The organism is Bacteroides neonati (genome assembly GCF_000499785.1).
In the GTDB taxonomy this organism is placed as follows: domain Bacteria; phylum Bacteroidota; class Bacteroidia; order Bacteroidales; family Bacteroidaceae; genus Bacteroides; species Bacteroides neonati.
The window spans coordinates 46,089-59,909 of record NZ_HG726023.1 but is presented as its reverse complement, the minus strand read 5'-3'; the positions used below and the strand labels follow the sequence as shown (position 1 = coordinate 59,909).

12 protein-coding genes are annotated in these 13,821 nt (G+C 42.9%); 4 read left to right on the top strand and 8 right to left on the bottom strand.

Features of this window, described 5'->3' with window-relative positions; translation table 11 throughout:
• Positions 1 to 8: 8 nt before the first annotated feature.
• The gene (gene cdaA, locus TY03_RS12880; RefSeq protein ID WP_042370672.1) at positions 9 to 773 is read right to left on the bottom strand and encodes a diadenylate cyclase CdaA; all 765 of its coding nucleotides are present in this window, start codon (positions 771 to 773) and stop codon (positions 9 to 11) included.
• Between the two features lie 43 nt (positions 774 to 816).
• Positions 817 to 1,674, bottom strand: coding sequence for a dihydropteroate synthase (folP, locus tag TY03_RS12875; protein ID WP_042370671.1), 858 nt, complete (start codon positions 1,672 to 1,674; stop codon positions 817 to 819).
• Between the two features lie 164 nt (positions 1,675 to 1,838).
• On the opposite strand from folP, the gene TY03_RS12870 reads away from it, so the two are divergent.
• Positions 1,839 to 3,143, top strand: coding sequence for a UDP-N-acetylmuramoyl-tripeptide--D-alanyl-D-alanine ligase (locus TY03_RS12870; RefSeq protein WP_042370669.1), 1,305 nt, complete (start codon positions 1,839 to 1,841; stop codon positions 3,141 to 3,143).
• On the opposite strand, the gene TY03_RS12865 is transcribed toward TY03_RS12870, so the two are convergent.
• Positions 3,134 to 3,541 carry a VanZ family protein gene (locus TY03_RS12865; protein ID WP_042370668.1) on the bottom strand — a complete coding sequence of 136 codons (408 nt, stop codon included), beginning with the start codon at positions 3,539 to 3,541 and terminating at the stop codon, positions 3,134 to 3,136. The genes TY03_RS12870 and TY03_RS12865 overlap by 10 nt on opposite strands.
• Before the next feature lie 101 nt (positions 3,542 to 3,642).
• Between TY03_RS12865 and TY03_RS12860 the strand changes: the two genes are divergently transcribed.
• Both TY03_RS12860 and TY03_RS12855 read left to right on the top strand, forming a co-directional pair.
• Positions 3,643 to 5,013: a sodium-dependent transporter gene (locus TY03_RS12860; RefSeq protein ID WP_042370667.1), complete on the top strand. Its 1,371-nt coding sequence runs from the start codon at positions 3,643 to 3,645 to the stop codon at positions 5,011 to 5,013.
• Positions 5,010 to 5,912 carry a helix-hairpin-helix domain-containing protein gene (locus TY03_RS12855; RefSeq protein WP_042370665.1) on the top strand — a complete coding sequence of 301 codons (903 nt, stop codon included), beginning with the start codon at positions 5,010 to 5,012 and terminating at the stop codon, positions 5,910 to 5,912. Before TY03_RS12860 ends, TY03_RS12855 begins: the two co-directional genes overlap by 4 nt.
• Positions 5,913 to 5,940: 28 nt before the next feature.
• On the opposite strand, the gene TY03_RS12850 is transcribed toward TY03_RS12855, so the two are convergent.
• From TY03_RS12850 to TY03_RS12835, 4 genes are all read right to left on the bottom strand, one after another.
• Entirely contained in the window at positions 5,941 to 6,597 is a 657-nt protein-coding gene (locus TY03_RS12850; RefSeq protein ID WP_042370663.1) for an ABC transporter ATP-binding protein, read from the bottom strand.
• Between the two features lie 2 nt (positions 6,598 to 6,599).
• Positions 6,600 to 7,316 (bottom strand): tRNA threonylcarbamoyladenosine dehydratase, encoded by a 717-nt coding sequence (locus tag TY03_RS12845; RefSeq protein ID WP_042370661.1) that lies wholly within the window; start codon positions 7,314 to 7,316, stop codon positions 6,600 to 6,602.
• Positions 7,313 to 9,445: a cation:proton antiporter gene (locus TY03_RS12840; RefSeq protein WP_042370659.1), complete on the bottom strand. Its 2,133-nt coding sequence runs from the start codon at positions 9,443 to 9,445 to the stop codon at positions 7,313 to 7,315. The genes TY03_RS12845 and TY03_RS12840 overlap by 4 nt, the downstream gene beginning before the upstream one ends.
• Before the next feature lie 70 nt (positions 9,446 to 9,515).
• Complete coding sequence (locus TY03_RS12835) at positions 9,516 to 10,763, bottom strand: lamin tail domain-containing protein (protein ID WP_042370658.1); 1,248 nt, start codon at positions 10,761 to 10,763, stop codon at positions 9,516 to 9,518.
• Between the two features lie 104 nt (positions 10,764 to 10,867).
• On the opposite strand from TY03_RS12835, the gene TY03_RS12830 reads away from it, so the two are divergent.
• Entirely contained in the window at positions 10,868 to 11,878 is a 1,011-nt protein-coding gene (locus TY03_RS12830) for an aspartate-semialdehyde dehydrogenase (protein WP_042370656.1), read from the top strand.
• Between the two features lie 80 nt (positions 11,879 to 11,958).
• Here TY03_RS12830 and TY03_RS12825 read toward each other — a convergent pair whose 3' ends face one another.
• On the bottom strand, positions 11,959 to 13,809 hold the full coding sequence (locus TY03_RS12825) for a RagB/SusD family nutrient uptake outer membrane protein (RefSeq protein ID WP_042370653.1): 1,851 nt from the start codon (positions 13,807 to 13,809) through the stop codon (positions 11,959 to 11,961).
• Positions 13,810 to 13,821 lie beyond the last annotated feature (12 nt).

Sequence of the window (13,821 nt, the reverse complement as noted above, 5' to 3'; positions counted from 1 at the left end):
AACTATTGTCAGTGCTCCATCGTGAGCAAGCTTTCCAACTCTTCGCCACTCAAGCGAAGGTGAAACTGCCCCCGATAGGCAACGGATATCGCACCGGTTTCCTCGGAAACGATGATGGCAAGTGCATCCGATTCCTGCGAAACTCCCATAGCAGCCCGGTGGCGAAGACCCAGCTCTTTAGGGATGCTTAAGTCGTGAGAGACGGGCAGAATACAGCCGGCCGCTTTTATTCGCTGCTTGCTGATAATCATAGCACCGTCGTGCAACGGGCTATTCTTAAAGAAAATATTCTCGATCAATCGTTGATTTACATTGGCATTAATGACCTCGCCGGTACGAACCAGATCATCGAGCGGCACATTGTGCTCGATCACTATCAAAGCACCTACTTTCTGCTTACTCATGCTGATGCAAGCCATCACAATAGGCATAATACCGTCTCGTTCTAACTTCTCTTTTTTATTGCCGGTAAGTAAACGTATCAAGGAACTGGCATGCTGATGCGTACCCAAGGTCAGGAGAAAGCGACGTATCTCATCCTGAAAAAGCACAATAAGTGCCAAGACACCCACACTGACCAGCTTATCAAAGATAGAGCCCAACAGCTTCATCTCGAGCACCTGAGACACGACTAACCAAATGAGGATGAACACCAGAATTCCGGTGAACACATTGATAGAACCGGAAGCCTTCATGAGCTTGTACGTATAGTAAAGCAAAAAGGCGACCAGCAGGATATCAATAAAATCTTTTATTCCAAATTCAAAAAACACAATTCGGTAACGTTTTAACGATTTACAATGAACAATGGAAAGCTTACAGCTTCCATTGCGATTTAAGTTTCTCTGTAATCTGTACAGCCTCTACCGCCTCGCGCACATCGTGTACACGCAAGATATCGGCACCTTTGAGTAAGGCCACCGTATCGAGCACTGTTGTTCCATTCAGTGCCTCCTGCGGAGTTCCGCCCAGCAAACGATAGATCATTGACTTTCGCGATACACCCACTAATAAAGGCAACTCGAATATAGCAAACTCTTCCAGATGGGCCATGAGTTCATAATTATGCTCCAGTGTCTTACCAAAGCCAAAGCCCGGATCAAGAATGATATCTTTGGCACCCAAATCACGTAACTGCTGTACTTTGCGTGCAAAATAGAGAAATACCTCTTTTAGAAAGTTCTCATACTGTGGTTTCGCTTGCATATTCTGCGGTGTACCTTTCATGTGCATCATAATATAAGGAACACCCAGCCGGGCTACCGTCTCGAACATCCGTTGATCCATTTCTCCGGCTGCAATATCGTTGATGATGGCCACTCCGTAATCTTTAACACAACACTCGGCTACGTCGGCACGAAAGGTATCAACTGATATAATGGCATCGGGGTGGTTCTTCCGTATAATTTCCAATCCGTTACGCAAGCGGCTCATTTCCTCTTCGGCAGAAATATGTTCGGCATTGGGACGCGACGAGTAAGCACCAATATCAATAATAGAAGCTCCCTCATCGAGAATTTGTTTGGCACGTGCGGCAATATCCGCTTCGACTTGTTTTCTACTATCGGCATAGAAAGAGTCGGGTGTTACATTGAGTATACCCATTACTTGGGGAACAGCTAAATCTATCAGCTGTCCGTTCACATTCAGGTAAGTAGAAGAAGTCTGTTTCATTCTTTTCATTTTCCGGTTTGATTACTGCAAATGTAAATAAAAACAAGAACTATCTATACTTTATTTTAGAATTAAACGAATATTTGCATAATATCTACATCTGAGTCAGCACATTTCTCGGTATTATGCTTTATCTTTGTTGCATCTTAATTTAGAAATAATATATGATACTTTCTGCATTATACCAGCTATTCCTGGATTGCTCGGTCGTAACTACCGACAGTCGTAATTGTCCTGAAGATTCTTTATTCATAGCCCTTAAGGGTGAGTCATTCAATGGCAATGCTTTTGCAGCACAAGCCCTACAAGATGGCTGTGCCTACGCTATAATCGACGAATCCGAATATGCAGTATCAGGCGATGAACGTTTTATTTTAGTATCCGATTGTTTACAAACACTTCAACAACTGGCTAATTATCACCGTCGCCAACTGGGTACCCGGGTGATTGGTATTACGGGCACCAATGGAAAGACAACGACCAAAGAACTTATTTCGACCGTACTGTCGCAAGCGCACAATGTACTTTATACACTAGGCAATCTTAATAATCATATCGGAGTACCTCTTACCTTGCTTCGATTGAAACCGGAACACACATTGGCAGTCATCGAAATGGGAGCCAATCATCCCGGAGAGATTAAGCAACTGGCAGAAATAGCCGAACCGGATTATGGTCTCATTACCAACATCGGTAAGGCACACCTCGAAGGGTTCGGGTCGCTCGAAGGAGTTATGAGAACGAAAGGCGAACTATATGACTATTTATGCACCAAGGAAGACGCAACCGTTTTCGTTCATCACGATAATCCTTACCTGATGGAGATGATACAAACGCGTACCTTATCGCCGATCTTTTATGGCAAGGATGAGTCGCTGTATATCAGCGGACGGGTGACCGGAAACTCTCCTTATCTGGCATTCGAATGGAGAGCCGGTAAAGAGAGCGATTGCTATACAGTAGAAACACAGCTTATTGGCGAATACAACTTTGCCAACGCATTGGCTGCTGTTACCATAGGAAGTTATTTTGGTGTGGAGCCGCAGCAAATAAACGATGCTTTAGCCGTATATACGCCACAAAACAATCGTTCGCAACTGAAAAAGACAAACGATAATACATTGATTATCGATGCTTACAATGCAAACCCAACAAGCATGATGGCTGCATTGGAGAATTTTCGAAGCATGGATGCTCCCAACAAAGTAATCATACTGGGCGATATGCGAGAGTTAGGGGTTGAGAGCGAAGCAGAGCACAAAAAGATTATTGATTTCTTAACGAGATATTCATTTGCAGAGATTCTGTTGGTGGGCGAAGAGTTTGCTGCCATTCAACATCACTTCAGGTCGTACGCCAATGCACAGGAACTGATAGAAGAACTACAAGCCCATAAGCCGCAGAATAGTACCATTCTAATTAAGGGTTCCAATGGAATCAGATTAAATACCGTAGTCGATTATTTATAAGATACCGTTCGTCTTTTTTTAATCATGCGCGGACGAAGGACACAATAGCCAATGATACTAGCCAACGTTGCGCCTAGTGCATTGGCTGCAAAGTCCATCCAGTCTCCACCACGATAGGAGGTGCAATACCCCTGTAGTAATTCAATGCATCCACTAAATAATATGGGACAAACAAATGCCCCTAACCAGGCATGCCAAATAGGCATTGCACTTCGATGGGTACGCAAGAACTCAATCCACAACATGAAAGACATGCCGAAATACATGGCTACATGGACAACTTTATCTATATTCGGAATAGTGCTCAGTTCGACAGAGGGCGGCTTAAAAAAGGAAAGATAAACAACAGCCAATATAATGATAAGCGACAGTGGATATTTCTTAATATAATATAGCATATACGAATTAATTACAGGTAGAGCACAAATATAAGAAACATTTTCTATATTTGCGCGTTTTAGTATCTAAATAATATCAAATTGTAAGATAAATAGGAATTATGACAAAAAATGACAGAGCAAATTTTGGATCAAAACTAGGTGTTATTCTTGCTTCGGCAGGATCGGCAGTTGGTTTAGGTAATGTGTGGAGATTTCCTTATGAAACAGGGAATTATGGTGGAGCTGCTTTCATTATCATATATCTGGGATGCGTTATATTATTGGGGCTTCCAATTATGGTAGCCGAATTTATTATCGGCCGCCGTTCGCGAACCAATACAGCAGGAGCCTATCAAGTACTTGCTCCGGGCACCCATTGGCGTTGGATAGGACGCATGGGGGTGCTTGCCGGATTTCTTATCCTCTGCTATTATTCGGTGGTAGCCGGATGGACACTCGAATTCGTAGTAGAGGCAGTAACCAATAGTTTTGCAGGAAAAACGCCCGCCGATTTTGTGGCATCCTTCGATGAGTTCTCAACAAATGCCTGGCGTCCGGTCATTTGGCTGATCCTTTTTCTGCTGCTTACACACTTCATTATCATACAAGGAGTTGAAAAGGGAATTGAAAAATCCTCTAAAATCATGATGCCCATGCTGTTCATTCTTATTCTGGTATTGGTTGTGTGCTCAGTGACTCTTCCGGGAGCCGGCAAAGGTATCGAGTTTCTATTGAAACCGGATTGGAGTAAGGTGACAGGTAATGTATTTCTGGGTGCTATGGGACAGGCATTCTTTTCGCTGAGTTTGGGATTGGGCTGTTTATGCACCTATGCCTCATACTTCAGTAAAGACACCAACCTTACCCGAACCGCATTAAGCGTAGGAGTTATCGATACGTTTGTGGCGATTCTGGCAGGCTTTATTATTTTCCCTGCTGCTTTCTCGGTGGGGATTAAACCCGATGCAGGACCCGGACTGATATTCATCACTTTACCCAATGTATTTCAGCAAGCCTTTAGTGGAGCACCTGTATTAGCTTATATATTCTCCGTTTTGTTTTATGTATTGCTAGCGGTAGCTGCACTTACTTCGACTATCTCCATGCACGAAGTCGTAACAGCCTATTTACATGAAGAGTTTAAATTGACACGAAAGAAAGCGGCCTGGATGGTTACTTCGGGCTGTATTGTGTTAGGCACACTTTGCTCCCTCTCTTTGGGAGTACTCAACGGGGCTACGCTATTCGGATTGAATATTTTCGATTTATTTGATTTCGTGACAGCCAAACTGATGCTTCCATTGGGTGGTTTGTTCATCTCCATATTCATCGGGTGGTATCTCGATAAAAAGATTACCTGGGAGGAGATTACCAACGATGGTTCCCTCAAAGTTCCAACCTATAAACTGATTATCTTTATCTTGAAATATATTGCGCCTGTAGCCATTTCATTGATATTTATCCACGAGTTAGGTCTACTCAAATTATGAGGTGGAAAGACTTCTTCTACTTCACACGATCAGAGCGACAAGGAGTATTCATCCTTATCGTTCTGATTGTGGCAGTATGGATCGGTCTATACTTTATTCCACCGCGCAAAGCAGCCCTTGTCAAAGACGAAACATTTGAAAAGGAGTATGCTGAGTTTAAAAGCTCGATACAGCAGCAAGAACGAGAGCGCAGGACAGCCTATGCCGAACGATTTGAAAAGCGTACGGTAGTACTACATACCTTCGATCCGAACACGAGTGACTCCGTTGACTTTTTAAACTTAGGACTTCCCCCGTGGATGGCTAAGAACATTCTTCGCTATCGGAATAAAGGTGGAAAGTTTCGCAAACCCGAAGACTTCCGTAAAATATATGGGCTTACTGAAGCACAATATACAACGCTGTTGCCCTATATCTCCATCAAAGAGTTGCCAAGCAGGAAAGATACCATACGGCTATATACCCAAAGCCCACCCAAAGACACCTTGCTATACTATAAGTATCCGGCCGGAACAACAATCAGCCTCAACCGGGCAGATACCACCGAGCTGCAAAGAATACCGGGTATCGGGAGTGGTATCGCCCGCATGATCGTAGGATATCGAAAGCAGTTGGGTGGCTTTTACGAGGTTGATCAACTAAAAGAAATTCGCTTAGCTGCAGATAAGTTACACCCGTGGTTTACAGTAGAGGTGAATGAAATCCGACAGATGAATCTGAATAAAGCAAGTGTGGAAACACTGAAACGCCACCCCTATTTCAATTTTTATCAGGCACAACTCATCGTAGAGCATCGAAAAAAGAAAGGCAGGCTAACCAGCCTCCGGCAACTAAAATTTTATGATGAGTTTACGGCCGATGATCTAGAAAAAATGACGCCTTACGTTTGTTTTGACTAACGCAAGGCGAAGGCTCTTTGAAGGCTCTTTACTCTTTCCGTATCTCGCCATCGATCATATAAATGGTGCGATCGGTAATTCGTGCCAACCCTTCATCATGGGTAACAATCACAAACGTTTGCCCAAAGCGGTTGCGTAAATCAAAAAACAATTGGTGCAGTTCTTCTTTATTGTGCGTATCAAGGCTGCCCGATGGTTCGTCGGCCAAAATAACGGTAGGCTGATTGATTAACGCACGCGCCACAGCAACGCGCTGCTTCTCTCCTCCCGATAGTTCATTGGGCTTATGAGAAGCACGGTCTGTCAGTCCCATAAATTCCAGAATCTCCATGGCACGAGCGGTTGCCTCCTTGGTAGATGTACCGGCAATAAAAGCAGGAATCATCACATTCTCGACTGCTGTAAACTCAGGCAACAACTGATGAAACTGAAACACAAAACCGATATGCTTGTTGCGAAAGGCAGAGAGCTCTTTCTCTTTCATACGGCTTAGATTCGTTTGTTCGATAAATACAGTACCCTCATCCGGTGCGTCAAGTGTTCCCATAATCTGTAGCAAGGTCGTTTTACCGGCACCACTAGGCCCCACAATACTAATGACCTCGCCTTTATCAATCTCCAAATCAATACCTTTCAACACTTGTAAAGAGCCGAAACTCTTGGTAATTCCTTCTAACTTAATCATGACTACAGTCTTTTAATAACATATTCCGCCAAAAAACATCCAAACACGGCAGGCATATAACTCACCGTTCCACAAGTCGATTTCTTATTGCGTTCAGCATCTGTGAGCAACACCGCCTTAGGATCTGCCTGCTCGGTACTGAATACTACGGGTAGTTTTCGCTTCACTCCCATTTTTTGCAAGCGTTTGCGTACAGCCTTACTTAATCCACAATGGTAAGTATCCCAGATATCGGCAAAGCGTACCTGCGTAATATCACTCTTTGCACCGGCACCCATGCTCGATACGATTTTAATTCGTCGCTGCATGGCATGGTAGATCAAATAACATTTGGGGCTAATCGTATCGATGGCATCGACAATAAAATCATAATGTGCTGCATCAAGTAGCTCGGGGATATTATCATCTTTCAGATAAACCGGCAATACTGTAAGTTTCAGTTCCGGGTTAATCTGCTTATATCGTTCGGCCAACACCTGAGCCTTCTCTTGACCAATCGTCGTCTGAAGTGCAGCTAATTGGCGGTTAATATTACTTGGTTGTACCGTATCGGCATCCACAATGGTCATTTTCCCTACACCAGCCCTACAAATCATCTCGGCTGCATAGGCACCCACTCCGCCTAGGCCAACCACCAATACATGAGCGGCAGCCATTCGTTGCATCTTCTCTTCACCCAGCAGTAATTGTGTACGCTGTTTCCAATCTGTATTCATCATTTCTTTTTAAACCATTTATAAAACCATTGTCCTACACTCTCATAATGTGGCGATTCATGATGCTGGGTGGGATCAGAAAAAGAAACCGTTTCCTGCGGATCGCCATATTGATCGGGAAAAAGCACAATCAGACTATTGTTGTTGAAATAGCGAGCTATCTGTTGCGGTAAGCGTTCAAACGACGGATCGTAAGAGATATATCCGCGGCGCGCACTTACAATCACCAACAGATGGTCGTAATTCACTTGTCGGGTCAATAAGAGCAACTCGTCCCAGTTTGACAGCTCAGAGAACTCCGATCGCACACCCTTATGCTTCTTATTGATATACTCCTCCAGATAGCGCTGTGTATCGGGATGAGCAAAAAAGTGTACCCTACATCCCAGCTGACTTCCCATTCGACAGATACGTTCGAGCCATTTAAAGAAGCCTACTTCATATTCTGCTTTGGGTGGCACTGCTACAATAATTCGTCTTAACGTATTGACCGGCATCAAGCATTTTACAATCATCACCTGCCGATGCATTCCTTTCAACAGACTTTCGGTCATGTTTCCCAGAAACGAATCGACCAATGTCGCTTTACGGTGCAAGCCAATTACCACCTCCGATGAGTTACATTCTTTCAATGTATGAATAATACCGGAAGCAATATTTAAATCATAGCGGGTCACCGTATTCAACGTCACATCCGCCGATGCAGCAATCATGGCCGCATGTTCCAGCTGGCGCCTACCCTTCGTTTGGCTTGCTACCGATGTCATGCTGTCGTTGATTACATTCAGCGCGGTAAAACCACCCTTCCTCTTCGGATCTTTCATGACTAAAGCCATTCCCATCAAGTATTCGATCGTTTCGGGATTTGCCATCGGTATAAGAACGTTTTCCTCTTCCAAAGGTTCTGCTTTCATCCCTTCATAGTCTTCCTTTACAGCCATTTTACGAGCTGCTCTCTCGGTAACAAAAGAGCTTATGATACATGTAAACAGAATCAGCACCACCGTACCGTTAAGCACATCTTCGTTCAGCAAACGCTGTCCATCCGGCAAGATAATATTATATCCCACCAAAACGGCAGCAAGTGTAGCTGCAGCCTGTGCATTACTTAGCCCGAACATGAGTTCCCGCTCCAACGAAGCCATCCGATAGATTTTCTGTGTTGCCCAACAAGCAATCCACTTACTGATCATTGCCATTACCGTCATCACAAGGGCCACTTTCAAGGCAGCACCATGTCCAAACAAAATTCTGATATCGATTAACATCCCTACCCCAATCAAAAAATATGGGATGAATAAAGCGTTGCCCACAAATTCAAGATGATGCATCAATGGAGATACATGAGGAATCAACCTATTCAAGACCAAACCGGCCAGAAAAGCACCTAGGATACCTTCCATTCCAACCACTTCCATCAGTCCGGCTCCAAGAAAAACCATTGCGAGCACAAAGATAAACTGTACTACATTATCGTCATACTTTCTAAAAAACCATCGTCCGATACGCGGGAAGAATATGATAATCAAGACACTCAGAAAAATCACTTTAACAACTAACCATACCCAAAAAAGGTCGGAATATTCCTCTTTGAACATACCACCGATCACAGCCAGTACCAAGAGGGTCAAGGTATCGGTCACAGCCGTTCCCCCCACAGCAATACTGACGCTTCGCTGCCGAGAGATTCCATATCGAATTACAATAGGGTAAGAAATTAGCGTATGAGAGGCATACATACTTGCCAGCAGAACAGAGGTTATAAAACCATATTTCAAAATGAACACATTACTGAAAAAGCCTAAAGTGATCGGAATGATAAAAGCTAGAAGCCCAAGTACGATCGCTTTCGTTCGAATCGACTTAAAATCCTCCATATTCATCTCCAAGCCAGCCAGAAACATAATGTAATAAAGTCCTACCTTCCCGAAAAGCTCAAAGCTACTATCGCGCACTAAAATATTGAATCCATGTTCGCCAATCATCACACCTGCCAGAATCATACCAATAATATGCGGGATACGCAGCCGACTAAGCAAAATAGGGGCAAATAAAATAATGACAAGTACAAGAAAAAAAATCCAAGTAGGGTCGGTTATAGGGAATTCAAGATTAAAATCAGGCCAATGCATATCTTTTGTTTTTATGATTTCTGTGCAAAATAACAAAAAAGATTTAGAGTGCACAAAAGAATCGCCGCTTCTATCTCATCTTCACCACCGAATTCTTTATACCGGGAGTTCCGCCGGTAGCATGACCGGAAGAAGTCCAATTACTTATCTTATCAGAAGCTAACCGCGGAGAGCGTTTTTCTAAAGCAATACCAATGGCTTTTGATGCAGGAATCGAGTGTACCTGATCGCCAAAATAGCAACGATCAATCAGCTTACCCTCTTTAGATCGCAAGATCAAATACCCTCCCTTATCGCTTAATGGCAGGAAGTTGCTCAACCTAACGACTCTCACTTGTTCCACTTGATGTTTATTTACGATTGTTTTAGGCGATTGAGTAAAACAGATGTAACTCCCGGGAGCCACGACCGATGGCGTCGAGGTTCCTTCTGTCAATTCCATCGTTCCGTTTAGAATGGCCGAGCCATCCAGCTTTAGCTTTTCCACCTGTAATCCAACGAGCGAAACAGATTCCTCCGAATGATTATAAAGTTCAATATACTCAGCCCCATCTTTTCCATTATGATACATTATCTCATTAAAAAGCAGCGTAGCAGTCGGTTCATCGAGCACCTCAGATACTTCGGAATCCGGATCGGCCGGCTTTGGTTCTGTAACTACTTCGACTCCCTCCGTTACCCGGATGTGACTAAATACAAAACCATTGTAACGACTTGACGTATAAAAGCAATACACACCGATGCAAACCGACGATCCGACAGGATTATCCCATACCTGTTGTTCTATTACGTATGCCGATTCCTCTTTCAAACAAGTCCAAAAAGTCCAGTAACCATTAGCATCACATTCTACTTTTATTTTTAGATCGGGCGATTTATTGCCTCTCATTAACTCTCTGCCCGAAGCCAGTAATTGCAATTTGAGCCCCGTTTGTCGATAAAGCGACACATTATAATCTTTGCCGCCTATCTGCACGAAGTAACCATCAAGTGGTCCCGAAAGATTGTCGGAAGAAGAAATCAAGTAGAACCGGGCGTGATTATTGACCGATGGCTGAAAGAAAAAGTGTGTTCTAAACTCCCATCTCGTATCTCTGACTCGCGAAGAGCCTGAAGCAAGAAAAGCACTTCCTGCCACCTTCTCTTTGTCGTTCAGGCGCAGCCCTTCTTGCTCGCTTATGGTGAACTTATCCGTATCTCCCGTCCATGCAAGCTTATAGGTGAAGTCATCCGCCATTTCTTCAGATAGATCGTCTATAACGGGTGAACAACTACAAAGCGACGACAAAAAACAGGTAATACCAATAATTCTTTTCATAATATTAGAGATTATATTGCAAATTGTTATAATTTTGCAGGCAATTATACAAATCACAAAGATAAAGTTATAATCTAAACAATCACCATTAAACAAAGAAAAAGATGAAAGTAGCTATTGTTGGCGTAAGCGGAGCCGTAGGACAAGAATTCCTGCGTGTGCTCGACGAAAGAAATTTCCCGTTAGACGAGTTAGTTTTATTCGGCTCTAAACGTAGTGCCGGAACCCAATATACCTTTCGTGGTAAACAGATTGAGGTCAAACTTCTGCAGCACAATGATGACTTTAAAGATGTAGACATCGCTTTCACCTCGGCAGGAGCAGGTACTTCTAAAGAGTTTGAACAAACCATTACGAAGCATGGAGCGGTAATGATTGATAACTCGAGTGCTTTTCGTATGGACAACGATGTGCCATTGGTAGTACCCGAAGTTAATGCAGCCGATGCTAAAGATCGTCCTCGTGGCGTTATTGCCAACCCCAACTGTACGACTATTCAGATGGTTGTAGCACTGAAAGCTATTGAGAACCTATCTCATATCAAGGCTGTACGTGTATCGACTTATCAGGCAGCCAGCGGTGCAGGTGCAGCAGCAATGGATGAGTTGTATGTACAATACCGCCAAGTATTGGCAGGCGAACCTGTAACCGTAGAGAAGTTTGCTTATCAATTAGCCTTCAACCTGATTCCACAGGTAGATGTGTTTACGGAGAACGGTTATACCAAAGAAGAGATGAAGATGTTCAACGAGACACGTAAAATCATGCACTCTGATATCAAAGTAAGTGCTACCTGCGTTCGTGTACCGGCTCTACGCGCTCACTCAGAAAGTATCTGGATTGAAACCGAGCGTCCTATCTCTATCGAAGACGCTCGCGAAGCTTTTGCCAATGGCGAAGGACTGGTATTGCAAGACAATCCTGCAGAAAAAGAATACCCAATGCCTCTCTTCCTTTCGGGAAAAGACCCCGTATATGTAGGTCGTATCCGTAAAGACTTGACGAACGATTGCGGTCTGACTTTCTGGACGGTTAGCGACCAGATCAAGAAAGGTGCTGCACTAAATGCCGTACAGATTGCAGAGTATCTGATTAAAGAAAAGAACATCGGATAACATCGATCTCGATAATACAAACAAAAAGAGGGGACGCATGTATTTGCGTCCCCTCTTTTTGTTATATACCTTTGTAGAGTCTACCAAAGGGTCGTTTGAGTCAACTTATAACCTTTTTCGGCATATTGATCTATTTGAGCTTTACCTATTGGTGCACAATACGATCGTTCAGTAAATCCATCCCTATTACTAGCGTTCAGAGGTACGTAGAAGCCGACCAAAGCATCTCCATTTTTCCCGTCATAAGTAATAATCGTTTTCATATCTTCTTTCATAACCTGTCTTTTAGGATAAGTACCATCCTTGTTCGGATTCAAATAGCTAGGTACCTCTTTCTTTAAATTAACCCATAAACCTAATTTAGTTTCAGGATATAAGCTATTATCCATATAGCTTAACTTCATCCAACGTTTTAAGTCATGAATACGAGAATATTCGAAAACAAATTCCATTCGACGTTCGCGGCGTATTTCCCAAATTAAAGGATCTACGTCTTTATCTCGATCAGGAGCAAAAGCATCTGTAATATCGGCCAATACCATTGGACGCGTTTGTTGTACACCTTTATCTACAGCTGGTTTATCCAATGGACGGGCACGTAAGGCATTAATTGAAATATCTATATCTCCTTGTGTTACTGCGACTCCACCATAACTTTTGGCTAACTCCGCTTTCGCTTCAATCCAGTTCAATATAACTTCAGAATAACGCATTACCGGATAATCATTCGTATTAGTCATACTACCATAAATGGCAACTTTGCCCGGATCGGCCAAAGATGGACCTACACGATCAATAAACTTAGTTGCATAAAGCAACGTTACTGATTCTATTTTAGGTCTTGACTCAAATGTAGCTTCAAATCGCGGGTCACGAGTCTTAATCATATTTGTAATATCAAGTACCGTTGCATTGTCGACACTTGAATTTGCATACGGTTTACCATCATTACATAAAAACGATTTAGCCAAAGCAAGATTAGGTGCTGGCGACTGGCTTTCTTGACCATTGGAGTATGAAGCAACATGATGAGTAACTCCCAAAGCAGCATCATAATGACGATACATTAGCACCTCTTTATGCCCTTTCAAATCCTGTGCACCAAAAAGACCTCTAAACTCACCGCTTACAGCCCATTTTTTTGAATCAATAATCAACTGAGCAGCATCTCGAGCCATTTCTAAATATTTCTTAGCCAACGTGGGATCTTCATTGTGATATTTCTGCCAAGTACCTTCAAACAACATAAAGCGACTAATAAATCCTGCCGCAATGTATCTATTTAAGTTTTGTGCACCATCATCCAAACGCATATTGCTCATCACATATTGAAAATCGGCATAGACTTTTTCCATAACTTCCTTACGCGAAGAGCGATCTTTAAACATCTCTTTCTCATCTGTTTCAGAGAACACTTTATCGTAATAAGGTACTGCACCAAAAACACTCACTAAGCGACAATACTCATAGCCGCGAAAAAAGCGCCCTACTGCCATCCAATGTTTATATACCTCCTCTGTTATTTTAGGTTTAGCTACAGTTTCAATACGGTCAATGTATAAATTAGCTTTACGTACCCAAGCAAAATTCCAAGTAGGTCCTGCATTTTGAGCATCCATCCAGGCAACTTCTTCTTTAGAACTTCCCCGACTAGAAGGAACCGTGTTTTCAAAAGATGTTTGTTTGCCTGTTACAGCAAAATCATCTGAGAAATTATAACCACGCAATGGCGCAAAAGCTGTTCCCCAACCGCTATTATAACCTACAAAATAATTTGGATAAAAGCCATTGCCAAACAAGCGTAAATCGGTTTCATTTCTCCAAAAGTTATCATCTTGAGGATTGTTCAATTGCGGACGGTCCAAGACGTCATCACATCCAGTAAGCGCAAAAGCTACCGCTGTTAATAATGTAAAAATATATTTTTTCATTGTTTAGTTTAT